This is a genomic window from Methylophaga sp. UBA3613, from assembly GCF_002375415.1.
Classification (GTDB): Bacteria; Pseudomonadota; Gammaproteobacteria; order Nitrosococcales; family Methylophagaceae; genus Methylophaga.
The window spans coordinates 326,948-352,175 of the sequence record NZ_DFLS01000006.1 but is presented as its reverse complement, the minus strand read 5'-3'; the positions used below and the strand labels follow the sequence as shown (position 1 = coordinate 352,175).

Sequence of the window (25,228 nt, the reverse complement as noted above, 5' to 3'; positions counted from 1 at the left end):
TAAAATAGTGACAATCCCGCGATTTAACTGAAGCCAAAGGGGGTCATACTGATGACACAAACCCATGCCAATCTTGATACACACTCACCTGATGTTGCCCCTGAAGAGTGGAGTGCGCAACATAGCAGTAAGCTTTATGGTGTGCGTGATTGGGGGACGGATTATTTTGATATTTCCGCCGATGGCAATGCGGTCGTCAGTTTGCAGTTTGGTGAAAAGACTATTCATGTTCCATTGATCGATATTGTTAATGGAATGAAAGAGCGTGGCCTGGATATGCCCGCTGTATTACGCATTGAAAACCTGCTGGATTTGCGAATTACCCAACTGAACGAGGCTTTTGCCCGGGCGATTAAAACAGCTGGCTATAAAAATCACTATCGCGGTGTATTCCCAATCAAGGTGAATCAGCAATGCCACGTTATTGAGGAAATTGCTGATTATGGTCGTCGCTACCATCATGGTCTGGAAGCGGGCAGTAAAGCCGAATTAATTATTGCTATTTCACAGCTTCGTGACCATGACAGTTTGATTATCTGTAATGGATATAAAGACGAAGAATTTATTGAACTGGGTTTATATGCCCGTCAAATGGGGATTCCATGCTTTTTTGTATTGGAAACCGCCACGGAGCTCTCCACTATTCTGGAACGCAGTAAAGCGTTAGGGATTGATCCGCTGATAGGTTTACGTATTCGTCTGGCTTCGACAGTTGAAGGTCATTGGAATGGTGACAGTGGAGACCGTTCTATTTTTGGCCTCTCTACCAATGCACTGCTTGAAGTTATCGACCAGCTCAAAAAAGCCGATATGTTGCATTGCCTGCAGTTACTGCATAGCCACTTAGGTTCACAAATTCCCAATATCCGTAACATCCGTAGTGGCGTAATGGAAGCCTGCCGTTTTTACACCGGCTTAATCGAAGAAGGCGCACCGATGGGTTATATGGACCTTGGTGGCGGTTTGGCAGTCGATTACGAAGGTGCCCGTTCGAACAGTACACACAGTATGAACTACGGGCTGGACGAATATTGCTACAACATTATCGAAACCTTGCAGGAATGTCTGGATCCGCTGGATATCGAACACCCAGTCGTCATTACTGAATCTGGTCGGGCATTGATTGCCTATTCTTCCATGTTGTTATTTAACGTATTGGAAGTCCGTGATCATAAACCTGGCACGATTCCGGAGATTGTTCCGGATGATAGTCCGGATATGCTGGTGAACCTCTATGCCGTGCTGAATAATGTAAAACTGCAGAACCTCCAGGAGTGTTACAACGATGCCATATATTATCGTGATGAATTACGTGAGTTATTCCATCACGGTCAGGCAACTCTCCGTGAACGGGCTTTAGCCGAGAATGTTTCATTGGCCATTTTGGAAAAAATCTCAGAATTGTTGCCCCAGGCACGCAGGGTTTCTGCTGAACTGGAAAGTCTGCCAGAGTTACTGTCCGATATTTATTACGGTAATTTCAGTCTGTTTCAATCGTTGCCGGATATCTGGGCAATTGATCAGATCTTCCCCATCATGCCGATTCATCGCTTGAATGAAAAACCCACTCGCGCAGCGGTCATCGCAGATATGACCTGTGATTGTGATGGCAAAATTGATTCGTTTTCCTATGAAGAGGGTATTCGTAAAACGTTGCCATTACACCCACTTATAGAGGGTGAGGAATATTATCTGAGCGTATTTCTGGTTGGAGCGTATCAGGAAACCCTTGGTGATTTGCATAACCTGTTTGGTGATACCAACGTGGTCAGTGTGCATATTAACGAGGATGGCAGCTTTGATTTTGTCCGTGAGTTTCATGGCGATAGTATTGCCGATGTACTCAGCTACGTGGAATACGATCCGAAAGTAATGCAGGAACAATTCCGGAAATTGGCTGAACAAGCTGTGCGAGATGGCAAGATTTCGGTTCCAATGCGTCAACAAATGTTACGTGCCTTCAGCGACAGCATGAATGGCTACACCTTCTTTGAAAGATAACTGCAGATTTATAAGGATTCAACAATGTCAAAAGTGATCATTATTGGCGCCGGTGGTGTTGGCGGCGTCGTTACGCATAAATGTGCCCAATTACCGGAAGTGTTTTCAGAGATTATTCTGGCCAGCCGTAATGAAGACAAATGTAAAGCCATAACAGCGCAGCTGGATCGCCCAATCCGCACTGCTCAGGTCGATGCCGATAACGTGCCAGAACTGACAGCTTTACTGGAAAAGGAAAAACCGGATCTGGTCATCAACGTAGCGTTACCTTATCAGGATTTGCATATCATGGACGCCTGTCTGGCGGCTGGTGTTGACTATCTAGATACAGCTAACTACGAACCTTTGGATACCGCCAAGTTTGAATACAGCTGGCAGTGGGCCTATCGTGAAAAATTTGAAAATGCCGGTTTGATGGCATTACTCGGCAGCGGTTTTGATCCCGGTGCCACCAACGTCTTTACTGCCTATCTTGCCAAACATTACTTCGATGAAATTCATGAGCTGGATATTATTGACGTCAATGGCGGCGATCATGGTTATCCATTTGCCACCAACTTCAATCCGGAAATCAATATTCGGGAAGTCACGGCAGAGTGTCGTCACTGGGAAAATGGTGAATTTGTTACCACCCCGGCCATGTCAAAAAAAGCCAGCTTTACCTGTCCAGAAGAGGTTGGTAACTACAATATTTACCGTATGTACCATGAAGAACTGGAATCACTGGTAGTCAACTTCCCGACTTTGAAACGTGCCCAGTTCTGGATGAGCTTTGGTGATAGCTATCTTAAACATCTGGAAGTACTGGGTAATGTCGGTATGACCAGTATTGACCCAATTGACTATAACGGTCAGCAGATTGTACCGATTCAGTTCCTTAAAGCTTTATTACCTGACCCTTCAACACTTGGCCCACGTACCAAAGGTAAAACCTGTATTGGTTGCGTAGTGAAGGGTGTTAAGGATGGTAAAGAGAAAATTGTGTATCTCTATCAAATTAAAGACCATCAGGATTGTTACGCTGAAGTTCAGTCGCAGGCGATTTCTTATACCACTGGTGTACCGGCCATGATTGGCGCCAAAATGATGCTGGAAGGCAAGTGGAAGAAACCGGGCGTCTGGAACATTGAACAGTTTGATCCGGATCCATTTATGGAAGATATGAATAAATATGGACTGCCTTGGGAAGTGATTGAACTGGATGATTTCAATCTCGACAATTGATTCATTAACCACAGAGACACATAGGGCACAGAGTTTTTTTATCCGCAGATTACGCAGATGGACGCAGATTTTTAATTTTAATAATGTAGGTTGGGTTGAGCTTGCGAAACCCAACATCATATACTCTGCTGGGTCTTATTGGGTTTCATAAATTCAACCCAACCTACATTTTTTTAAAAACATAGGTCGGGTGAGCTTAGCGTAACCCGGCAAAAATAATCTGCGAGAATTAGCGTAATCTGCGGATAAAACTCTGTGATCTTCGTGTCTCTGTGGTTAATAAGTGTTAATAATACAAATTAACTATCATTTTCAGGTATTTGAAAATAATGCAATTTACTGATTTTACCAAGCTGGATTTATCTCGATTGCCGTCGCCTTGTTTTGTGGTGGACGAGGTGGCTGTTGAGCGTAATTTACGCATTCTGAATCATGTGCAAACGGCCAGTGGTGCAAAAGTTCTGGCTGCTTTGAAAGCATTTTCAATGTGGTCTTTGGCACCGTTGACCGCCAAATATCTGAGCGGCACTTGCGCCAGTGGTTTGCATGAAGCTCGGCTTGGTTTTGAAGAATACGGTGGGGAAGTGCATGTATTTGCTGCGGCCTTCAGTCAACAGGATATTGATGAACTGCTGACCTTTGCCCACCACATTGTGTTTAATTCTTGTGGCCAATGGCTGCGGTTTCGTGATCAGTGCCTGGCAATGCAAAAACAGCGTCCAGATTTGCATTTTGGTTTACGAATCAATCCAGAACATTCTGAAGGTGCAGTGCCAATTTATGACCCGTGTGCTCCCGGTTCACGTTTAGGCATTCCGTTATCGCAACTGGATGAAACTGCATTGGATGGTATTTCTGGGCTGCATTTTCATACTTTATGTGAGCAAGGATTTGAACCATTGCAGCGAACTGTGGCGGCTATGGAAGCGAAGTTTGGCCATTTGCTGCCACAGATGCAGTGGGTGAATTTTGGTGGTGGCCATCATATTACGGCTGATGGCTATAACATCGATGGTTTAATTCAACTGGTTCAGGATTTTAAACAACGGCATCAAGTCGAAGTATATCTGGAACCGGGTGAGGCGGTGGCAATTGGTACTGGTATTTTGAGTTGCGAGGTGCTCGATATCAGCTGGAATCACCTTGATCAGGCGATTCTCGATACCTCTGCTACCTGTCATATGCCCGACACGTTGGAAATGCCGTATCGTCCGGATATCACCGGTGCAGGTTTGCCTGATGAAAATTCACATACCTATCGATTGGGAGGATTAACTTGTCTGGCGGGTGATGTGATCGGTGATTACAGCTTTGATAAGCCACTGGAAATTGGTCAACGTCTAGTATTTGAAGATATGAGCCATTACACCATGGTTAAAACCACGACATTTAATGGCACCAAATTACCGGCATTGGCTATTTGGAATTCCGAAACCGATGATTTACGTGTAGTCAAAAGCTTTGGCTACAGCGATTTTAAAGAGCGACTGTCATGAACACCGAATTGAACGAAGAATTTCCGATTTTCCTGGGCTCCGAGATTGACCAGGCCGATCCAAAACAGGCGATGTTCCATGTTTTGCCTGTTCCGTATGAAAAAACGGTCTCTTATGGTGGCGGCACCAATAAAGGGCCTTCAACGATTTTGAATGCATCCTGGCAGCTGGAAAAATGGGACGGCAAAAGTAATCCATGTGATTTGGGCATCTATACTTGCCCGCCAGTCGATTGCAGCGTTAGCTCGCAACAGGTGATTGATAACATTGCTAATGCCACCGCTGAAATCATCCGAAATGGCGGAATTCCTGTAGTGTTAGGTGGTGAACATACTGTGACATATGGCGTCATTAAAGGGTTAAAAGATGCCGGCATCGAAGATTTTGGTATTGTGCAGATTGATGCCCACGCTGATCTGCGTCATGCCTATGAAGGCGATATTTTGAGCCATGCCTCAGTAATGAAACGTGCTGTGGATATGGGTATCCCGTTATACCAACTGGGAATTCGTGCATTTTGTGAAGAAGAGATGCTGGTGCGAGAGGAGTTTGGTGTGTATTACCAGGATGCCGATGAATTGGTGCCGAATAATATCAACAGCATTACCTTGCCCGATGATTTCCCGAAAAAAGTGTTTTTTACGGTGGATATTGATGGTATGGATCCGAGTGTGTTTCCTTCAACAGGCACACCAGTACCGGGTGGCCTTAGCTGGTACCAGACATTGAATCTGTTTGAATCGGTTGCCAAACAACGTGAAATTATTGGTTTTGATGTCATGGAGTTTGCACCAATTGAAGGGTTTCATGCATATGACTTTGCTGCATCAATGCTAACCTACAAGTTAATGGGGATCACTGCTCGTAGTCGTCAATGATTTTTTGCGGTTAAAAAAATTAACCACAGAGACACGGAGGGCACAGAGACAAAAAATAGATCCGCAGATTACGCAGATGGACGCAGATTTATAATTTTTAACAGGACTCTAGGTTGTGTTGATTGTGCGAAACCCAACATCATCTAAGCATTTGTGCTTTGTCGGGTTTCATAAATTCAACCCGACCTAAATATTGTTAAAAAACTTAGGTCGAGTTAGCGCAGCGTAACCCGACAAAAATAATCTGCGAAAATCTGCGTAATCTGCGGATAACTTTAAAATCTCCGTGCCCTCCGTGTCTCTGTGGTTAATTAGCAGTTTTTGCTTTTCTTTGAAGCGTTTACACGTTAAAATTCGCGGTTTTTTTACTCTCTGGGGTCTGCGACATGAGCCAAGCTACAATCACATTGCTGCAAAACTACTACGATGCATTCAACCGTCAGGATATGGATGCATTTTTGAATATGCTGACTGATGACGTTATTCATGATGTTAACCAGGCCGGACGCGAAATTGGTAAAGAAAAATTCTCTGCATTTATGGATCGCATGAATGCCCATTACAAAGAACAAATCGTGGATATTTCCATCACCACTAATGAAGCGGGCGATCGTGCTGCTGTTGAATTCACCGTACTAGGCGAATATCTGAGCACCGATGAAGGTTTGCCAGAAGCTAACGGCCAGAAATACAATCTGCCTGCTGGTGCGTTTTTTGTGATTCGTGATGGCAAAGTGGCTCGCATCACTAACTACTACAACCTGGAAGACTGGGTTAAACAAGTCGTCGGTTAAACTGCAGGCCAATCAGCCAGGCTGGGATGTTCTATCCAGCTTGGCTTTTTTATGGTTGCCTTTCCATTGCACTAAGTGAGATAACTATGCTGGAATTGAAACGCTTATCAGGCGAAGCACTGAATCAATTTATCCCGGAACTTGCCAGATTACGCATTGAGGTTTTCCGTGACTTTCCCTATCTCTATGATGGTGATCCGGATTACGAAGCTCGCTATCTGCAAACCTATATCGAAGCGCCTGACAGCGTGATTGTTTTAGCTTTTGATGGCGATAAGGTCGTTGGTGCATCGACGGGTATTCCGCTGAGATATGAAACTGATGAAGTTAAAGCGCCGTTTATCAAAGCGGGTATTGATGTTGATAGCGTATTTTATTGTGGTGAATCGGTCTTGTTGTCACAATACCGTGGCAAAGGTGCCGGCGTAGCGTTTTTTGAACATCGTGAGCAACATGCACAAGAACTGGGCGGATATGAATTCAGCTGTTTTTGTGGAGTACAGCGCCCAGAAGACCATCCACGCCGACCCTCAGGTTATAAGCCTCTTGACAACTTCTGGCGTAAACGCGGCTATGAAAAGCATCCTGAACTCAACACGACATTCAGCTGGAAAGAACTGGATGAAGAGCATGAGTCACCTAAGCCGATGACTTTCTGGATGAAAAAACTTTAGAGTCTGTTGAACATTAATAATGCTTCTGAAAGAACGATAGACTCTAGTAATTTTGTTTGTATATCAACAGCTTGTTATTAAAGACATTAATAAGCCGTTAAAAATATATTATCTGGCATTGAAGTAAGGCTAAAAAGCCCAATCTTATATGTCTCGCTAACGATTTCCCGAGTTTGATGTAAATGAGCAAAGTAAAAGTCGCTGCAGCACAGTACGATATTGGTTTTTTCAAAGACTGGTCGCAATTCACTGATAAATTGACGCAGTGGGTAGCCGAAGCCGTTGAAGAGAAAGCCAAACTACTGGTGTTTCCCGAATATGGCAGTATGGAACTGGCCTCACTCTTTGGTGAAGCCATCTATACCGATCTTGGTAAGCAATTACATTCAATGCAGGATGTCTATGCGGACTGGCAGGATTTGCATCATCAACTTTGTAAACAATACGATGTGATGATGCTGGCCAGCACATTTCCGGTTCTGCAGGAAGACGGCACATTCCGTAATCGTGCCAATCTCTATGGACCGGATGGGCTGATTGGTTTCCAGGATAAATTGATCATGACCCGATTCGAAAATGAGCAATGGTTAATTCATCCAGGCCAACAGATTAAAGTGCTGGATACCGATGTCGGGCGTATTGGGGTCAGTATTTGCTATGACATTGAATTTCCATTGATTACCTATCAGCAGGTTAAGGCTGGCGCCGATTTGATATTGGCCCCAAGTTGTACCGATACGCAGGCTGGTTTCCATCGGGTGCGGATTGGCTGTCAGGCACGGGCTTTGGAAAATCAATGTTATGTTGTGCAATCTCCTACATTTGGTGAAGCTCGCTGGTCAGAAGCTGTTGATGTGAATACCGGGCGTGCCAGCATTTATACCCCGGTGGATTATGGATTTACCGATAACGGTATCTTGATTGAAGGCGTAGCTGACAAGCCTGGTTGGGTCTGTGCTGATCTGGATTTGACTGAAATTGCCCGCGTTCGGGAGGAAGGTCAGGTCTTTAATTACCGAGATTGGCCTTTACAACACACATTAACTGGACCTGAGCAAACTCGCTAAACACTTTAAACACCGCTGTTATAGCGGTGTTTTTCTTTGTATCCGCCAATAGCCCTGCAAGCAGTGTGGATGCAGCCAGTTTTAGCAGGGTATAAAATATTGAGTTTAATTTAGCTTTGAAATTTACAGGAGTCGTGCATGACTAGCCCCGCGCAAATTGAGGAAATCGTCAAAAATTATCAGGATCCATCAACACTGATAACACTGGGCGACACCCGCGCCACGGTCAAAGTATCGCAGGACGATAATCAGACACAGGTCGATGTGACTTTGGGGTATCCGGTCAAAGGCTATGCTGCAGAACTGGCACAAAACCTAAAACAATTGATTGAAGCGGAAGGCGCAGCGAATGTAAGCGTCAATATCACAACTAAAATTGTAAAACATAAAGTACAGCAGGGTGTGCCAGCGCTGGAAAATGTAAAAAATATTATTGCCGTGGCCTCAGGTAAAGGTGGGGTAGGTAAATCTACCACGTCAGTTAATCTGGCATTGGCTCTGGCAGCGGAAGGCGCCACCGTGGGTATTCTGGATGCTGATATTTATGGTCCAAGTCAACCGCGTATGCTCGGCACCACTCAACGTCCTGAATCAGTTGATGGCAAATCAATCGAACCAATTGAAAGCTATGGTATCCAAAGCATGTCGATTGGTTTTTTAATCGATGAAGAAGAACCAATGATCTGGCGTGGCCCGATGGTGACGCAGGCTTTACAGCAAATGTTGGGCGATACCAATTGGAAAGAGCTGGATTATCTGGTGATTGATTTACCACCGGGTACCGGCGATATTCAGCTGACCCTGTCACAGAAAGTACCGGTCAGCGGTGCAGTCATCGTCACTACGCCACAGGATATTTCCTTACTGGATGCTCGCAAAGCATTGAAAATGTTTGAAAAAGTAAAAGTACCAGTACTCGGCGTAGTGGAAAATATGAGTACCCATATCTGCAGCCAGTGTGGTCATGAAGAGCATATTTTTGGTGCCGGCGGTGGACAATCAATGGCTGATCAATATGGTGTGAATATGCTTGGCAGTTTGCCACTGGATATTCATATCCGCGAAGATGCTGATAATGGTCAGCCGACGGTAGTCAAAGATCCAGATGGAGATATCGCTTTAGCCTATCGTGTGATAGCTCGCCGAATCGCCGCCAACCTGGCAATGCAGGGCAAAAATTATTCCGCAGCATTCCCGAATATAGTTATCAAGAACGACTAATCAAGCTATCATCAACATCTTTTGAGCAAATTGACGGATTATGAGCATAAAATCAGATAAATGGATCCGGCGTATGGCCGAACAGCAAGGTATGATTTCGCCTTTTGAACCAGGACAGGTTCGTGAACAAGAAGGACAACGTATTATTTCCTACGGCACGTCCAGTTACGGTTACGATGTACGTTGTTCAACTGAGTTTAAAATTTTTACCAATATCAATTCGGCGATTGTTGATCCAAAAAACTTTGATGCCAGTAGTTTTGTTGATATCAATTCTGATGTCTGCATCATTCCGCCAAATTCGTTTGCTTTGGCTCGTACTATTGAGTCATTTAAAATTCCACGCAATGTTTTGACTATTTGTCTGGGAAAATCTACCTATGCGAGATGCGGCATTATTGTTAATGTCACACCATTGGAACCAGAATGGGAAGGCCAGGTCACCCTGGAGTTCTCCAATACCACGCCATTACCTGCCAAAATTTATGCTCACGAAGGTGTAGCACAAATGTTGTTTTTTGAATCTGATGAAGTCTGTGAGACCTCTTATGCTGATAGGGCTGGTAAATACCAGGGTCAGCAGGGCGTGACTTTACCAAAATCCTGATTGAGATTATGACTGTGCGCAATATCAGCAGATTCGTTTTACCAGGGTTGCTGTTATTGCTGGTTGGTTGTGAAGATCGTCCGCAACAAATTTATCAGTGGCAGCATAGTGAGGGTAGCTATGCCGCTACCTTTTCAGCAGATGGAAAATTTTTGCTATCAGCCGATGTCGATGCCGCCGCCAGACTATGGGACCTGCAAAACAATCAGGTGAAATACAGCTGGCAAAGTGAGCAGAAGGAAACGGTTCGCAGCACTACCGTGGCATTAGCTAAATCCAGTCCGATTGCCGCTACCGTAGAACTTGATACGGTGATGTTATGGAACACGGATAACGGAATGCCAGAAAACAGACTGACATTTCCATTGCGCGTGAAAGCACTAGATATTTCGCCTGATGGCCAGTTTTTGCTATTAGCACTGGCAGATAGCACAGCAGTTTATTTTGATATTAACGCCAACCGGGTTCTTCATGTATTTGAACACGATGGTACTGCAGTCGATTCGCCGGTGAAGCATCCTATTAATACCGTGGCTATTTCACCGGATGGTAAAATGGCTTTAACTGGCGGTGATGATCGGACTGCTCGGTTATGGGATCTGCAGAGTGGGGAGCAGTTACAGAACTGGGTGCATGGTAATACTGTGACTCTGGTGAAATTTGATCCACAAAATCGTTTTGCATTTACCGCAGCGGATAATGACCATGCTTATCTTTGGTCATTGGCGGATGGCAGTCTGCAATCTCAGCTACGCAGTTCCGCCTGGCCAAAATCGTTGCCAGTTCCAGAATTCCCGGTTTTTAATACGACCACAACGGCCGTTAATTTTTCAGAAGATGGCATGTTACTGGTAACCGGGCACGCGGCAGAACGAATTTGCGTCTGGCAATTACCCCAAGGTGACAAATTACGTTGCTGGAAAGTGACCAGACAGAATCCACTTAATCCTGGAATGGTCATACAGGCTGTAGCGTTTAATGCCAATGCAAGCGCTGTATTGAGTATTGCTGGGACCGGTGAAGCCCAGCAATGGCAGTGGAGGTAAACCTCATGTACAAACTTGTGTTTTTTGTTCCTGAAACCCATAAAGAATTGGTTAAAGAAGCCATTTTTAATGCCGGAGCAGGACATTTTGATGGTTATGACTGCTGCAGTTGGGAAACACAAGGTATGGGCCAGTTCCGACCTTTAGAAGACAGCCAGCCATTTATTGGTGAAAACGGAAAACTGGAACAAGTAAACGAATATCGAGTTGAAACGATTTGCTCGAACGAGACTATCAAAGCTGTTGTCTCAGCGTTGAAACTCGCACATCCATATGAAGAGCCTGCTTATCAGTACTGGCCAGTTAATCAAGAGGATTTTTAATTTAATGAACGCACCTGCGTCCCCTAAAACGATTCGTCTCGCGGATTACACCGTCCCGTCTTATCTGGTCGACAACGTTGATTTGCATTTTGATCTGGACGCTTCAACGACTCGTGTGACCAGTATTCTGAACATGCGGCGTAATCCAAAAGGGCCAGGTGAAGCCTGTGTATTAAATGGCGAGCATTTAGAGTTAATAAGTATCAAACTTGATGGACGGACATTAACTGCCGCAGAATTTCAACGCTCCAATACTCAGCTGGTGTTGCCGACATTACCGGAAAAGTTTCAGCTGGAAATCGTCACCGAGATTTATCCAGATCAAAATACCGCGCTCGAAGGCTTATATCATTCAGGCGCGTTGGTTTGCACTCAATGTGAGGCAGAGGGCTTTCGACGCATCACCTATTATCCGGATCGCCCTGATGTGATGGCCGTATTTAGCGTGACCATCACGGCTGAGAAACAGAAATGGCCAATTCTCTTATCAAACGGTAACTTGCAAGAGCAGGGTGAATTAGCGGATGGACGGCATTGGGTTCGCTGGCATGATCCACATCCTAAACCCTGTTATTTGTTTGCTTTAGTTGCCGGTGATCTCTATATGCAACAGGACAGCTTTACGACCTTAAGCGGACGTGACGTGACCTTGCAGATCTATGTCGATAAAGAAAATCACGATAAATGTGATCATGCACTGGTGTCTTTAAAGCAATCCATGCGCTGGGATGAGGAGACTTATGGCCGTGAGTACGATTTAGATGTCTTCATGATTGTTGCGGTTAATGATTTCAATATGGGGGCGATGGAAAACAAAGGGCTGAACATCTTTAATGCTGCCTGCGTTTTGGCCAGTCCTAAAACGGCTACGGATAACGACTTTTACACCATACAAAGCATTGTCGGCCACGAGTACTTCCATAACTGGTCCGGTAATCGGGTGACTTGTCGTGACTGGTTCCAGTTAAGCCTTAAAGAAGGCTTTACCGTGATGCGGGATCAATCTTTCAGTGCGGATTTGAATTCTGCCGCGGTGCAACGAATTGATGATGTTGATCAGTTACGCAGTTTGCAATTTGCTGAAGATGCCGGTCCGATGGCGCATCCTATCAGACCCGATAGCTATATCGAAATCAGTAACTTTTATACCGTGACCATTTACGAGAAAGGTGCGGAAGTTGTACGCATGATCAAAACCCTGGTTGGCGAAGAGGGGTTCCGTAAAGGCACTGATTTATATTTTGACCGCCATGATGGTCAGGCAGTGACCACGGACGATTTTGTTAAAGCTATTGAAGATGCCAACCGTATTGATTTAACCCAGTTCAAACGTTGGTATTCCCAGGCCGGAACACCGGTTATTACAGCCACTCATCAATATGATGCAACAAAGAAAATATTGACCTTAACCTTGCAGCAATCTTGCCCAGCCACACCGGGACAGACCGAAAAACAACCATTTTTAATTCCAGTTGCAATGGGGTTACTGGATGCTGCAGGTAATAGTTTGCCTTTACAATTGATTGATGAAGCTCAACCCTATGATAACGACACCCGCGTACTTGAACTAAGCGAAGCAGAGCAAGTATTCCGTTTTATCGGGGTAGATAACAAGCCGATTGTCTCTTTACTTCGTGGCTTTTCCGCGCCAGTTAAATTACTGATTGAGCGTGATAATGAAGAACTTGCGTTTTTGATGGCCAATGAAAAAGACAGTTTTAATCGTTGGGATGCCGGACAAAGTCTCTTCATCCAAGTCATGCTGTCTTTAATCAACGATTATCAGCAAGATAAAACGCTGCAATTGCCGGAAATTTTGTCAAAACAATGTGCTGCTGTATTAGAGGATAAAACGGCTGATCCCGCATTGGTAGCGCGCATGCTGACATTGCCCTCAGAGAATTATCTGGCAGCACAGATGAAAGTAGCTGACGTGGATGCCATCCATAGTGTGCGTAAATTTGTAAAAGATACCCTGGCAACGCAGTTGAAAGCCCAGTTTGATGCTTTGTATCAGCAGCATAATTTGCCAAATGTGCCGTATCAGTTTAACTCAGAGCATATGGGAAGACGCAGCCTGAAAAACGTCTGTCTGGGCTATCTGATGGCAACCGGCGATCCGATGCAAACTCAGCGCTGCCTGAAACAGATGAAACAGGCAGATAATATGACAGACACTCTGTCTGGTCTGCGTCTGATGGTGGATCAGCCAGGTACCGAACGTGAACATGCCTTGCGCGCATTTTATGAGCAATGGCAGCATGACCGGCAGGTGGTGGATAAATGGCTTACTGTGCAGGCTCTATCCAGCCTCCCGGATACATTGATTCGGATTAAAGGGTTGATGAAACATCCTGCGTTCAGCATTAAAAATCCAAATAATGTTCGGGCGTTAATCGGTCAGTTTTGTCGTAACAATCCAGCGTTATTTCACGCAAAAGATGGCAGTGGCTATCGTTTCCTGGCTGAACAGATTTTGGTGCTGGATAAAATTAATCCGCAGGTGGCTTCGCGGCAATTGGGTGCATTCAATTCCTGGCGCCGATATGATGCAAAACGCCAGCAAATGATGCGCGATGCATTGCAAAATATTGCTCAGCAGCAGGATCTCTCATCTGATGTCTATGAGATCGTTAACAAATATCTGGCGGATTAATGAAATTTGAATTACATCCTCAGTTAGCTGCGGACACATTTCTGATCGGTGATTTACCACTGTGCCGAGTGTTACTGATGAATGACGCCCGTTTCCCGTGGGTGATTCTGGTGCCACGTCGCAAAGATATCAGTGAAATTTATGATCTTTCGATGCAGGATCAGCAATTACTCTGGCAGGAGTCAGCATTAGTCGCCGAAAAACTGATGAAACTCACCGAGGCCGATAAAATGAATATTGCGGCATTGGGAAATGTGGTTCCGCAGTTACATGTGCATCATGTGGCTCGCTTTAAAACTGATGCCGTCTGGCCAAAACCGATCTGGGGCCAGGGCGTAGCTGTGCCGTATAGTGATTCAGACAAACAACAAATGCTGCGTAATTTAAGCGATATGTTTAGAGGTTTTCTCGTTAGTGGTCAAAGTCTTAACGTTTAGACTTCATGTCGATAGGGAAGAGGCGATGCGCTACTATCGAGGCGAAGCTTCTGCTGTTGTTGCGATAACCGATTCGGGACAATCTCTTCAGTTTCCTGCATTGCATGTTCGGCGTTTTATTACACAAACCGGTATTCATGGTCGCTTCAAAATCCGCTTTGATGACAATCATAAAATGATCAATCTGGAACGTATCTCAGATTAAAGGCTTAGTCCGCTATTTCTCTTTAGGTGAATACACCAGGTAACTACCTGAAGCAATATCATGCCAGCTGAGTTTATCGGGGCTCAGCCACAACCACCAATATCCCAAACCTAATGGCAGCCAGGAAAAGAGGCCAACCATAAAGCGCAGAAATGCCTGCTGCCAGTTGATCCCGGTATTTTGGCCGCTGATGAGATAAACCCGCCAGGCACGCATGCCAAGTGTTTGTCCGCCATGGGTCCAGAACCAGCCATAAAAAATAAATGCCACGCCCAGCAGATAGACAAAAAAGAATGGATTATTGGCACCGATTGCTTCACCGCCATTCAGGGCTACCGCAACGGCAGCGGCGACTAACAGTACCGAGACCAATAACATGCTGTCATACATCATCACGGCAAGTAGTCTGAAAGGGCTGGGTTTACGGGGAGTGGAACTATTTTCAGTCATCATTAAAGCTCAATTTTATTGGGCGAATTCGGGCGTATAAAGTATCATTATCGCTTTAATTTTCTCTGAATTGGGTTTCAAATGCTGCAATTGGTTGGCCGTCCGGCTTTCTCTGCTTTCCGAATTGAAAAATTGCTGCGCGCTATCCGCGCTGAAGTCGCTGCAGTCAGTGCGTTAAGAAGTGAATATCACTATTTCGCTGAACTGGAAAGTGATGGTCAACTTAATCAAACGGATCTTGTTACCCTGGGGGAGATGCTCGAAGCCAGTAAAGGCAGTAGCAGCGCGCAAGCTCAGGAAAACCTGTTTCTAATTACTCCGCGTCCCGGGACTATTTCGCCTTGGTCCAGTAAAGCGACCGATATTGTACATAACAGCGGTTTAACAGACATTGTTCGGATTGAACGCGGTATCGCTTTTTATGTCACCAGCCAATCTACTCTCAGCAGTGAACAACGCGCTACGATTGCAGCAAAATTGCATGATCGCATGATTGAAAGTGTTTTTAATAATGAAGAAGACGCTGAACAATTGTTCATGCATACAGCACCAAGACCATTATTATCTGTAGATATTCTTAACGGTGGACGTCAGGCATTGGTTGCAGCCAATCAAGATCTGGGCCTTGCTCTGGCTGATGATGAAATTGATTACCTGTTTGATAATTTCACAGCACTTAATCGTAATCCGAATGACATAGAATTAATGATGTTTGCTCAAGCGAACTCTGAGCATTGCCGTCACAAAATATTCAAGGCTGACTGGATTATTGATGGCAAAACCCAGGATCGCAGCCTGTTCGATATGATTCGTTATACCCACGAACAACATCCTGAAGGTGTCGTTAAAGCTTATAACGATAACTCTTCCGTTATCGAAGGCCCACGCAGCCATCGTTTTCAGGTAGATATGAGTGATAATCACTACTGCTACGAAGGCGAGCAGCAGCATATTCTGATGAAGGTTGAAACCCATAATCACCCAACGGCTATTTCACCTTTTCCTGGTGCGGCGACTGGTGCCGGCGGTGAAATTCGTGATGAAGGTGCCACCGGACGTGGCTCTAAACCTAAAGCAGGTTTAACCGGTTTTTCGGTTTCAAACTTGCAGATTCCCGGCTTTGAACAACCATGGGAAACCAATTACGGCAAACCGGCCCGTATCGCTTCTGCTTTGCAAATCATGATTGATGGCCCATTAGGTGGCGCGGCATTTAACAATGAATTTGGCCGCCCCAATTTATGCGGTTATTTCCGCACCTATGAAGCTAAAGTGCCATCTGATGATGGCTTTGAAATGCGGGGTTATCACAAACCCATCATGGTAGCTGGTGGGCTGGGTAGTATTCGACCTCAGCATGTTGAAAAACATATCATGCAACCAGGCACGCAGCTGATTGCGCTTGGTGGCCCGGCAATGTTGATAGGTCTGGGGGGCGGTGCAGCTTCCTCGGTGGCTTCCGGTACCAGTGAAGAGGGACTGGATTTCGCTTCGGTGCAACGCGGTAATCCGGAAATGGAGCGCCGTTGTCAGGAAGTTATTGATCGCTGTGTGGCACTTAATGATAAAAATCCAATTGTTTCGATTCATGACGTTGGTGCCGGTGGTTTATCCAACGCGTTTCCGGAGTTAGTGGATGACAGTGGTCGTGGCGGGCGATTTGAACTTCGGGTCATCCCAAATGATGAACCGGGCATGTCACCGATGGAAATCTGGTGTAATGAATCTCAGGAACGCTATGTATTAGGCGTAAACCCTGAAGATATTGAGTTGTTCCAGGCCATTTGTGAAAGAGAACGCTGCCCCTGGGCGATTGTAGGAGAAACCACCGAAGATCAGCATCTATTGCTGGGAGATGCCCAATTTGAAAATAATCCAATCGATATGCCGTTATCGCTGCTATTGGGTAAGCCGCCAAAAATGCTGCGCGATGTCAAACATCACAGCATACCTAAACCCGAGTTGGAACTGAGTGGTATTACTGTAAGTGAGGCATTGGAGAGGGTATTAAAACTACCAACGGTCGCCAGCAAAAACTTTCTGATTACCATCGGTGATCGCAGTATAACTGGCCTGGTGGCTAGGGATCAGATGGTAGGCCCTTGGCAGGTGCCGGTGGCTGATTGTGCGGTAACTCTGGCTGATCATCACGGCTTACTGGGTGAAGCCATGTCGATGGGCGAACGCACACCATTAGCTGTTATTGATGCTCCGGCATCGGGTCGGATGGCGATTGGTGAAGCATTAACCAATATTGCTGCGGCGGATATTGAGAAAATAAGTGATATCAAACTGTCAGCCAACTGGATGGCCGCATGTGGTCATAGCGGCGAAGATGCTTTGTTATATGACACTGTCAAAGCCGTTGGCATGGAATTATGCCCGCAACTGGGCATTGCCATTCCGGTGGGTAAAGATTCGCTGTCGATGAAAACAGTCTGGGATGAAAAGGGCGAAACCAAAGCGGTTACTTCTCCGTTATCACTTATTATCAGCGCATTTTCGCCGGTTACCGATACCAGTAAAACGCTTACGCCACAATTACGGACCGATCTGGGTGAAACCCGTTTAATTTATCTGGATCTCGGTCACGGTCATAACCGTCTGGCAGCCTCAGCTCTGGCCCAGGTTTATAATCAGGTTGGGCATCGTGGTCCGGATGTAGACGATGCACGTACTCTGAAAAACTTCTTTGCGGCCATGCAGCAATTGAAGCAGGACCAACTGGTTCTGGCATATCACGATCGCAGTGATGGTGGTCTTATCACCACTTTATGTGAAATGGCTTTTGCCGGGCATTGTGGTCTGAATATCAATTTGAATGGACTGGGTGAAGCCTTACCAGTGTTGTTTAATGAAGAACTGGGTGCCGTGATCCAGATCAAGGCTGAATATCAAGATGCTGTACTGGAAGTTCTGCAGCAGTTTGATTTAAGCAAACACAGTCATCTTATTGGTGAAGTCTCAACAGATCAAACGATTCAAATAAGCGTTAATAATGAACAAGTATTAAACCAGCGTCGTCAGGTATTACAAAAATTCTGGGCTGAAACCAGCTACCGGATGCAGGCATTGCGTGATAACCCTGATTGTGCCGAGCAGGAATTTGCTGCATTGGATGATGAGCAAGATCCCGGTTTGCACGCTAAGCTGAGTTTTGATCTCAAAGAACAAGTCGCCGCGCCATTTATTATCAGTGGACAGCGACCTAAAATGGCGATTCTGCGTGAGCAGGGTGTCAATGGTCAGCTGGAAATGGCCGCAGCATTTGATCATGCCGGCTTTACTTCAGTGGATGTACATATGAGCGACATTGTTGAAGGTCGCGTTTCTCTGGCTGATTTCAAAGGTCTGGTGGCCTGTGGTGGTTTCTCATATGGTGACGTTCTGGGAGCCGGGCGTGGCTGGGCCAGTACCGTTTTACACAATGCGCGTGCACGCGATGAGTTTGCGGCGTTTTTTGCCCGTGAAGATACCTTCTCGCTTGGCGTATGTAATGGCTGTCAAATGCTGTCACAATTGAAATCATTGATTCCTGGCAGTGAGCATTGGCCGCGGTTCAGTCGTAATTTGTCTGAACAGTTTGAGGCACGTTTCTCATTGGTTGAAATCACCGAATCACCATCCATTCTGTTGCAGGATATGGCGGGTTCGATCATGCCTATTGCCGTTGCACATGGAGAAGGACGGATTGACTTCAGCGAAGGTGGCAGTATGTCGGACGCGTTAGTGGCGATGCGTTATGTAGATCATTATGGTCAGCCCACTGAGCGTTATCCTTTTAATCCTAATGGTTCTGCAAATGGACATAACGGTTTTACCACCACAGATGGCCGTGTCACTATTCTGATGCCTCATCCAGAACGGGTCATCCGTAGTGTTCAGCATTCATGGTATCCAGATGACTGGGGCAAAGATGCACCATGGTTAAGGGTGTTCCATAATGCAAGACGTTGGGTCGGCTAAAAAATTGAATACCTCTTGAGTCCATCAAGGGGTATTTTTTTATCTGAGGATAAAAGCATTACGCTTAACGCCTATGACTGACTCAACCAACAACCAGTGTTACTTGGCAGGACGTTTGATGCGTCTGCTGATACTAATAATGCTATTGGTGTCTCACGGAATACTGTCTGCAGCCACCTCTGAACAAAAAGATCTCGAAAATTGGCAATATCGTTGGGGAGATTCACCGTTTGTTGATGGAAAACCGGTATGGACCATGCCGGATCAGGAAAGTCATGCCGACTGGCAGTCCATTCCCAAGCCTACCTATCCTCCTGATCGGCAGGGCCAAGAAAATATCTGGTATCGCACCACGTTGCCAGATATAAATCTGATCGATCCAGTGGTGTTTATTTCCAGTATTGATTTAATTGCCGAGGTTTATCTCGATCAGCAGCTTATTTATCGCTTTGGTGAATTTGATGCGGAGGGAAAGGGGGAGTATGCGGGGTGGCCATGGCATATCATTGGTCTGCCAGATGATTTTGCTGGCCGTACGCTATACTTCCGAGTCTATTCTGACTACACCGATATTGGTTTGTGGGGAGAAAAGAAGCTGCTTGAACGCTCTGCAGCATTACTGAATATACTCAATAATTCGCATAGCGATTTAGTGATTTCGGCATTCTTTTTCTTTATCGCACTGATTGCATTTGCGTTTTCTGCAATGCGCGGTGATAACCGTGAGTTTATTTATCTTGGATTATTTTCACTTGCCAGTGCAGGAAATCTGCTGGGAGAAAGCCAGGCATTACAACTACTGATATATGCGCCGTTAGCAAAAACCTATTTGGCGGCTATATCGTATTTTTCGATTCCGATTTTTATCGCATTGATCCTCAATTACTGGCTCGCCGTACAAAGCGGTAAATTGATGCTGCGTATCGCCCAAATGCATATGCTTTATGTAGTGCTGTGTCTGGTATTAACATTGTTTGGAGCCTGGCACCTGGCCCATTTCTACCCGATTTTCGATATGTTATTTGTTATCACACTGGTGATCATGCTTTGGTTTTGTATTCGTCATTTCACGGTGATGAATACCGAACAAAGGTTGGTCATGGGGGCGTTTGGACTTTATGCCATATTTTTTCTGATTGATATGATTATTGCTCATGGTTTTGTGCCCTGGGTGAACTTTCCATTGGCCTTTGGCGGGTTAATCTTTGCGTTAATTCTGGTGGTTGTTTCGTTAAGACATTATCGGCAGATCCAACTGGCTTTAAAAGAATTAAATGTGTTGCTGGAACAGAGGGTGAGCGAACGAACTGCTGCTTTACAGAATTACGTGTTACTTGAACAGCAACGGGCAAATCAACTGGCTTTGATCAATGACTTCAGCCTTCGACTGGAAACCCTGATAAGTCGACTACAACCTAGCCAGAGCCTGCAGCAGGCCGGTAATATGATTTGTCAGGAATTACATAAGGTTTTTGCACCACTACAGCTGCGTGTATCGACCTTCAATGAATTTGCGGATTTATCACCAAATTCTGTTTTGAATGATAAGTATCGAATTGAGATTGATGATTTGCGGCTGGGTAAACAAACGTTCATTACCTTTGAACTGCTGGATCTTTCCACTGAAACATCAGAAATGCGGCAAGTGATTGAACAATTTATATTCAGGGCAATTGATAGATTAAGCGTGACGTTGAGTGGTATCAAGCATAGAGAAGACCTGCATATCATGTCATTTGAAGATGCTTTGACTGGCTTGAAAAATCGCCGGTATTTTGATGATGCCCTGCAACGTGAACTCCAACTTGCTGAGCGTTATCAACAATCATTATCTCTGCTGATTTGTGATATCGATAATTTCAAACAGTTTAATGATCGTTTTGGTCATGACGCGGGTGACATGGCATTGCGTATAGTTGCTTCATTGATGTTGGATCATTTTCGTGAAACAGATATACCCTGTCGCTACGGTGGCGAGGAGTTTGTTGTATTGATGCCGGCCGCCCATCTTCAGGACGCGTTGGATCGAGCCAATACTTTATTGGAAAAAATTGCTGCTAAAAAGATTGTTTATCAGGACAAAGAGTTGGGCACTTTGACTATCTCGGTGGGTATTAGTAGTTGGGATGGACGAGGAGATATACCACACCAGCTGCTACAGAATGCTGACAAGGCCCTGTATCGGGCAAAACAGTCTGGTCGAAACTGTGTAGAGGTTGCCTCTCCTTAGATCATATAAAGGGTAATTATTTTGCAAAGTGAAAATTTATGTAAAGGTGTGCTTCACGCCCAAGAGTAATGAATTTAATCCGTTAGAATATAGTCAGAAGTTTATAAATTGAAAAAAATAATAAGGACAGTGTATGAAAACCCTATTCACGATAATGATCGCAGCAATTTTTACCGTCAGTCTGGCAGGTTGTCAGATGAGTAAACAAAACGTGGGGGCTGGTTTAGGCGGTGTTGCAGGTGGTGTACTTGGTTCTAATGTTGGTGGTGGAACTGGACGAACCGCAGCCATCATAGGCGGTACTATTTTAGGGGCAATGGTGGGTGGTCATATTGGTAGTGAAATGGATGAGCTGGACAGACGCCGCACATATGAAACATTTGAAAATACCCCTACAGGACGTACTAATTCCTGGAATAATCCTGATACCGGAGCACAATACAGTGTTACTCCTACCCGTACCTATGAAACGAATGACCGCCCATGTCGCGAATACGAGATGGACGCCTATATTGACGGGCAACGTGAAGTCGTTAAAGGCACTGCTTGCCGTAACGCCAATGGGGAATGGGTAAATCAGTAACCCACAATAAACCTGATAAAAAAACCGGCGTCAGCCGGTTTTTTTATGGCTGAAATAAATTTCAGGACTGTTTCTTTGGGCAGAATGGACCAATCTGCCAAAAATGACGACATTTAAACTCATCTTCACACTCAGCGAGTTGGTTTGAGTATTTTTTGGCTCGTTCACTTACCTGCCTGGCTTTAAGCTGTACCTGTGGTTTAGCCTTATAACTACCACGCCGATAGCCGGTTTGACCTTCATGATATGCCAGGTATAGATGTTTAGGGTTATCCATAGAGATATCTAACATGCGTTGACTGCGTTGGTTGTACCAACCGATAAAGTCTGTGGCATATTTCATATGTGTCCGACGGGCCAAGGGACTGGCGTTATCTGCCAGATATTCCTGCCAAACCTGATTTTGCGCCTGGGCATAGCCATAAGCAGATGATGTTCGTGGCCAAGGAATTAAGTCCAGTAATTTGCTTCTAAGTGGGCGAACAAGGCTTTGAAAACTCGATTCCGATTGTATAAAAGCCATTTGTGAGGAAACAGGGGTTCCCCATTTTATTTCTGATACTTTTGCGTAGTCATACCAACGGGGTTGTTCACGAAACAACTCACATAGATTCTGTTGATTGTCAGGCAGGTTAACTGTGGTATCGGAGCAGCTGGTCGTTATTAAAACGAATAGCAATAACATGCTTACAATCGACAACTTAATAAAAAGTTCATGCATCAATAAAGCTTTTGCTGGACGAGCTGTCATCATGATATTGCCAAATTAGTTTGGTAAAAGCATTACATGTCAGAATAGCAGAGCCACTTTCAGAATTATGCATTACAGCGAGTCTTTTATAAATGGAATTAACTATAGATATACATACGTCTCTGGGGTTATTTATCAGCCTGGCAATACTGGCCGCCATACCAAGTATAAGCGTGCTATTAGTCTCCTCCAGAGCCGCTGTATACGGCTTCAGCCATGGTGCTGCCGTAGCTTTGGGCATTGTGATGGCCGACATTCTGTTTATCAGTATTGCACTATATGGTATGGGCTTGTTACTGCCATTAATAGGTCACTGGGAATTGCTTATCCGGATGCTGGCAGCGGCTTATCTATTCTGGCTGGCAATACTGCTTTGGCGTCAAAAAGCCTTGAAACAACCCGCTTTACAAGTTGATCCTCGGATCTCATTAAAAAGCAGTTTTTTAATGGGGTTTATTGTGACATTGGCAGATCATAAAGCGATTCTGTTTTACATGGGATTTTTCCCTGCCTGGGTCACGTTAAGTGAGTTAACCCTTACCGACACCGGTGTTATTTTTCTAGTGACGTTTATAGCGGTAGGAGGGGTAAAGTGTGTTTATGCCTTTCTGGCATCAACTGTCGGTCAGTCGTACTTCAAACAAGGACATCAATACTTGAATAAACTGGCCGCAATATTGTTAGTCGGTGTCGGAGCAATGATAGTTTTATCATTATGGAAATAAACATATAAATGTATGGCTTTACAGCTATAAGAGGTATATCAAACGCTCATTAAAGGACTTTAATGAAGAAAATGCTGGCAGTAGCATTATTTTTCTGTCATTTGTTATAACTTACGACAGAAAATAAACTGAAACAGATGAATAATTCATCCGGTTCTTGGGGGGAAGATGATTGATAAAATATTTTTAGCCAGGTTAATGGTCAGCGGATGGTTTTAGGTGTTTGTTAATCACGTTATACATGCGATCTGCTAATGATTGGCTCTAAACCAGTTTTTCTGTTCAGCCGATATCTGAACTTACAGATTGTTAAAGCGATGGTGCTGGTTGGGCTGGCCTATTATTTTGGTGCCCTGGTGGCCATTCATCAGACCATCACCCCCGAAGGTATCGCCATCCTCTGGCCTCCCAATGCGATATTACTGGCAGCATTTCTGATTTATCCAAAACATTATCTACCCTTTGTTGCAATAGCCGGCATCATTGCAGAGCTGGTAGCGTCTATACCGGCATTTCCGGTCTGGGCAGCAAGCTGTTTTGCAATAATCAACATTGCTTCGGTTTCACTGGCAGCTTTTTTTATCCGACGCAAAAGTGGTCAGAATTTTAATTTCAAAAACCTTAAAAATGGTGCATGTTTTTTATTTTTTGCGCCATTTTTATCGGCTTCATTCGCCGGGCTTTCTGGAGCTATCGTCTATGTATTAATGGGGCGAACCGACACTAGCTATATTAATTTATGGCAGTTGTGGTGGTTTGGTGATGCGTTGGCGATGCTGGTATTAACCCCGTTGATTGTGGTTTTATGGCGCTGGCTTCAGGCAGGGCAGCCACAATTTAAATTACATTATTTATTGGAAGCATTAATTCTCTGGACGGCTGTGATTGTGATTGGTTATCAAAGCTTTACCGTTGAAGTCTATGAAAAAGCTTTTTTGTTTTTCACGCCTATCTGGTTAGTATTGCTTGGTATTTTGGCTGCAATTCGCTTGGGCGTCGTCGGTGCAGCAGCAACGGTTGCTTTGATTACCGTTTTTGCTGTCGAACACTTAATGCGTGGTACCCATCCGATAATCGTCAATACACCACAGAATGCCGTTTGGCTGACGCAGGAATATCTTGCCATTATTGCTGTAGTCTCGATTGGCCTGGCGATGCTGATTCAAGAGATTTCTGATCAACGTGATGTGCTTAAACAACATGAAAATGCATTAAAAGCACAAAACCAGTTTTTAGAGGAGCGGGTGAACGAACGCACTTTGGCATTGAAAGAGGTCAATCAAGCATTGCAAAAAGCCAATGAACGATTGGCTAAAAGTGCCGCAACTGATGAGCTGACGGGTATTCCCAACCGGCGATATTTTCTCGGTGAAGTACAGCGTGAGTTACAGCGTTTAAGGTTGGATGGACAAACTGCCAGCGCCATAATGATCGACCTGGATCACTTCAAACAGGTCAATGATAACCTGGGGCATGAAGCCGGCGATTTAGTGTTGTGTAATATTGTAGAGCCGATCAGTAGTGCTATCAGGCCCAGAGATTTATTTGGACGTATGGGGGGGGAAGAGTTTCTGGTTTTTTTATCCGGCGCTGATCATGAATTGGCTAATACGGTGGCTGAACGTATTCGAGCGGAAATTGAATCACTTGAAGTTCTTTACCGAAATCAGAAAATCAACGTTACAGCTAGTCTCGGCGTGGCGCAATGGGATGGACGCAGTCATCTGGATGAATTGTTTCATCAGGCTGATAAAGCACTATATCAAGCGAAAAACAGGGGAAGAAACCAGGTGGCTAGTTTAACCCAGTCAGACTCCGACTCAAACGACAGACCATCACACGAAAATCATTTTGAGCTGCCTTAGGCTTTTTTATCTTTTATCTCCGATGCTGT

General features: G+C 44.9%; 21 protein-coding genes. 19 read left to right on the top strand and 2 right to left on the bottom strand.

Annotated elements, in window-relative coordinates; all coding sequences use genetic code 11:
* Positions 1–51 precede the first annotated feature (51 nt).
* From speA to B3S93_RS07805, 14 genes are all read left to right on the top strand, one after another.
* Positions 52–2,001: a biosynthetic arginine decarboxylase gene (speA, locus tag B3S93_RS07870; RefSeq protein ID WP_292399266.1), complete on the top strand. Its 1,950-nt coding sequence runs from the start codon at positions 52–54 to the stop codon at positions 1,999–2,001.
* A 24-nt stretch (positions 2,002–2,025) separates the two neighbouring features.
* Entirely contained in the window at positions 2,026–3,225 is a 1,200-nt protein-coding gene (locus tag B3S93_RS07865; protein ID WP_292399263.1) for a saccharopine dehydrogenase family protein, read from the top strand.
* Positions 3,226–3,554: 329 nt separating this feature from the next.
* Positions 3,555–4,721, top strand: a complete 1,167-nt coding sequence (gene nspC, locus B3S93_RS07860) for a carboxynorspermidine decarboxylase (RefSeq protein WP_292399261.1) — start codon at positions 3,555–3,557, stop codon at positions 4,719–4,721.
* On the top strand, positions 4,718–5,599 hold the full coding sequence (speB, locus tag B3S93_RS07855) for an agmatinase (RefSeq protein WP_292399258.1): 882 nt from the start codon (positions 4,718–4,720) through the stop codon (positions 5,597–5,599). The genes nspC and speB overlap by 4 nt, the downstream gene beginning before the upstream one ends.
* A gap of 386 nt (positions 5,600–5,985) precedes the next feature.
* Complete coding sequence (locus B3S93_RS07850) at positions 5,986–6,393, top strand: ketosteroid isomerase-related protein (RefSeq protein ID WP_014706801.1); 408 nt, start codon at positions 5,986–5,988, stop codon at positions 6,391–6,393.
* An 86-nt stretch (positions 6,394–6,479) separates the two neighbouring features.
* A complete protein-coding gene (locus tag B3S93_RS07845) occupies positions 6,480–7,067 on the top strand; it encodes a GNAT family N-acetyltransferase (RefSeq protein ID WP_292399255.1) in 588 nt (195 codons plus the stop codon).
* Positions 7,068–7,249: 182 nt separating this feature from the next.
* A complete protein-coding gene (locus B3S93_RS07840) occupies positions 7,250–8,134 on the top strand; it encodes a carbon-nitrogen hydrolase family protein (RefSeq protein ID WP_292357453.1) in 885 nt (294 codons plus the stop codon).
* Positions 8,135–8,272: 138 nt separating this feature from the next.
* Positions 8,273–9,355: an iron-sulfur cluster carrier protein ApbC gene (apbC, locus tag B3S93_RS07835; protein WP_292357451.1), complete on the top strand. Its 1,083-nt coding sequence runs from the start codon at positions 8,273–8,275 to the stop codon at positions 9,353–9,355.
* A 40-nt stretch (positions 9,356–9,395) separates the two neighbouring features.
* Entirely contained in the window at positions 9,396–9,962 is a 567-nt protein-coding gene (gene dcd, locus B3S93_RS07830; protein ID WP_292357449.1) for a dCTP deaminase, read from the top strand.
* 8 nt (positions 9,963–9,970) lie between these two features.
* Positions 9,971–11,008: a WD40 repeat domain-containing protein gene (locus tag B3S93_RS07825; RefSeq protein WP_292357448.1), complete on the top strand. Its 1,038-nt coding sequence runs from the start codon at positions 9,971–9,973 to the stop codon at positions 11,006–11,008.
* A 5-nt stretch (positions 11,009–11,013) separates the two neighbouring features.
* On the top strand, positions 11,014–11,331 hold the full coding sequence (locus B3S93_RS07820) for an NGG1p interacting factor NIF3 (RefSeq protein WP_292357446.1): 318 nt from the start codon (positions 11,014–11,016) through the stop codon (positions 11,329–11,331).
* Between the two features lie 4 nt (positions 11,332–11,335).
* Complete coding sequence (gene pepN / locus B3S93_RS07815) at positions 11,336–13,987, top strand: aminopeptidase N (protein ID WP_292399251.1); 2,652 nt, start codon at positions 11,336–11,338, stop codon at positions 13,985–13,987.
* Positions 13,987–14,424, top strand: a complete 438-nt coding sequence (locus B3S93_RS07810; protein WP_292399248.1) for an HIT domain-containing protein — start codon at positions 13,987–13,989, stop codon at positions 14,422–14,424. Before pepN ends, B3S93_RS07810 begins: the two co-directional genes overlap by 1 nt.
* Before the next feature lie 25 nt (positions 14,425–14,449).
* On the top strand, positions 14,450–14,629 hold the full coding sequence (locus B3S93_RS07805; protein ID WP_292357441.1) for a DUF2835 family protein: 180 nt from the start codon (positions 14,450–14,452) through the stop codon (positions 14,627–14,629).
* A 12-nt stretch (positions 14,630–14,641) separates the two neighbouring features.
* Here the strand turns inward: B3S93_RS07805 and B3S93_RS07800 are convergent, their stop codons facing one another.
* A complete protein-coding gene (locus B3S93_RS07800; RefSeq protein WP_292399245.1) occupies positions 14,642–15,082 on the bottom strand; it encodes an RDD family protein in 441 nt (146 codons plus the stop codon).
* Positions 15,083–15,160: 78 nt separating this feature from the next.
* Here B3S93_RS07800 and purL point away from each other — a divergent pair, with 78 nt between their 5' ends.
* The 3 genes from purL to B3S93_RS07785 all read left to right on the top strand — a co-directional run bounded on the left by purL (position 15,161) and on the right by B3S93_RS07785 (position 21,858).
* Positions 15,161–19,045 (top strand): phosphoribosylformylglycinamidine synthase, encoded by a 3,885-nt coding sequence (gene purL, locus B3S93_RS07795; RefSeq protein ID WP_292399242.1) that lies wholly within the window; start codon positions 15,161–15,163, stop codon positions 19,043–19,045.
* Between the two features lie 118 nt (positions 19,046–19,163).
* On the top strand, positions 19,164–21,275 hold the full coding sequence (locus B3S93_RS07790; RefSeq protein ID WP_292399239.1) for a sensor domain-containing diguanylate cyclase: 2,112 nt from the start codon (positions 19,164–19,166) through the stop codon (positions 21,273–21,275).
* A gap of 133 nt (positions 21,276–21,408) precedes the next feature.
* Complete coding sequence (locus tag B3S93_RS07785; protein WP_292357434.1) at positions 21,409–21,858, top strand: RT0821/Lpp0805 family surface protein; 450 nt, start codon at positions 21,409–21,411, stop codon at positions 21,856–21,858.
* A gap of 61 nt (positions 21,859–21,919) precedes the next feature.
* On the opposite strand, the gene B3S93_RS07780 is transcribed toward B3S93_RS07785, so the two are convergent.
* Entirely contained in the window at positions 21,920–22,612 is a 693-nt protein-coding gene (locus B3S93_RS07780; protein ID WP_292399236.1) for a hypothetical protein, read from the bottom strand.
* 89 nt (positions 22,613–22,701) lie between these two features.
* Here B3S93_RS07780 and B3S93_RS07775 point away from each other — a divergent pair, with 89 nt between their 5' ends.
* Both B3S93_RS07775 and B3S93_RS07770 read left to right on the top strand, forming a co-directional pair.
* Positions 22,702–23,334: a LysE family translocator gene (locus B3S93_RS07775; protein WP_292399234.1), complete on the top strand. Its 633-nt coding sequence runs from the start codon at positions 22,702–22,704 to the stop codon at positions 23,332–23,334.
* Positions 23,335–23,588: 254 nt separating this feature from the next.
* A complete protein-coding gene (locus B3S93_RS07770) occupies positions 23,589–25,199 on the top strand; it encodes a sensor domain-containing diguanylate cyclase (protein ID WP_292399231.1) in 1,611 nt (536 codons plus the stop codon).
* Positions 25,200–25,228 lie beyond the last annotated feature (29 nt).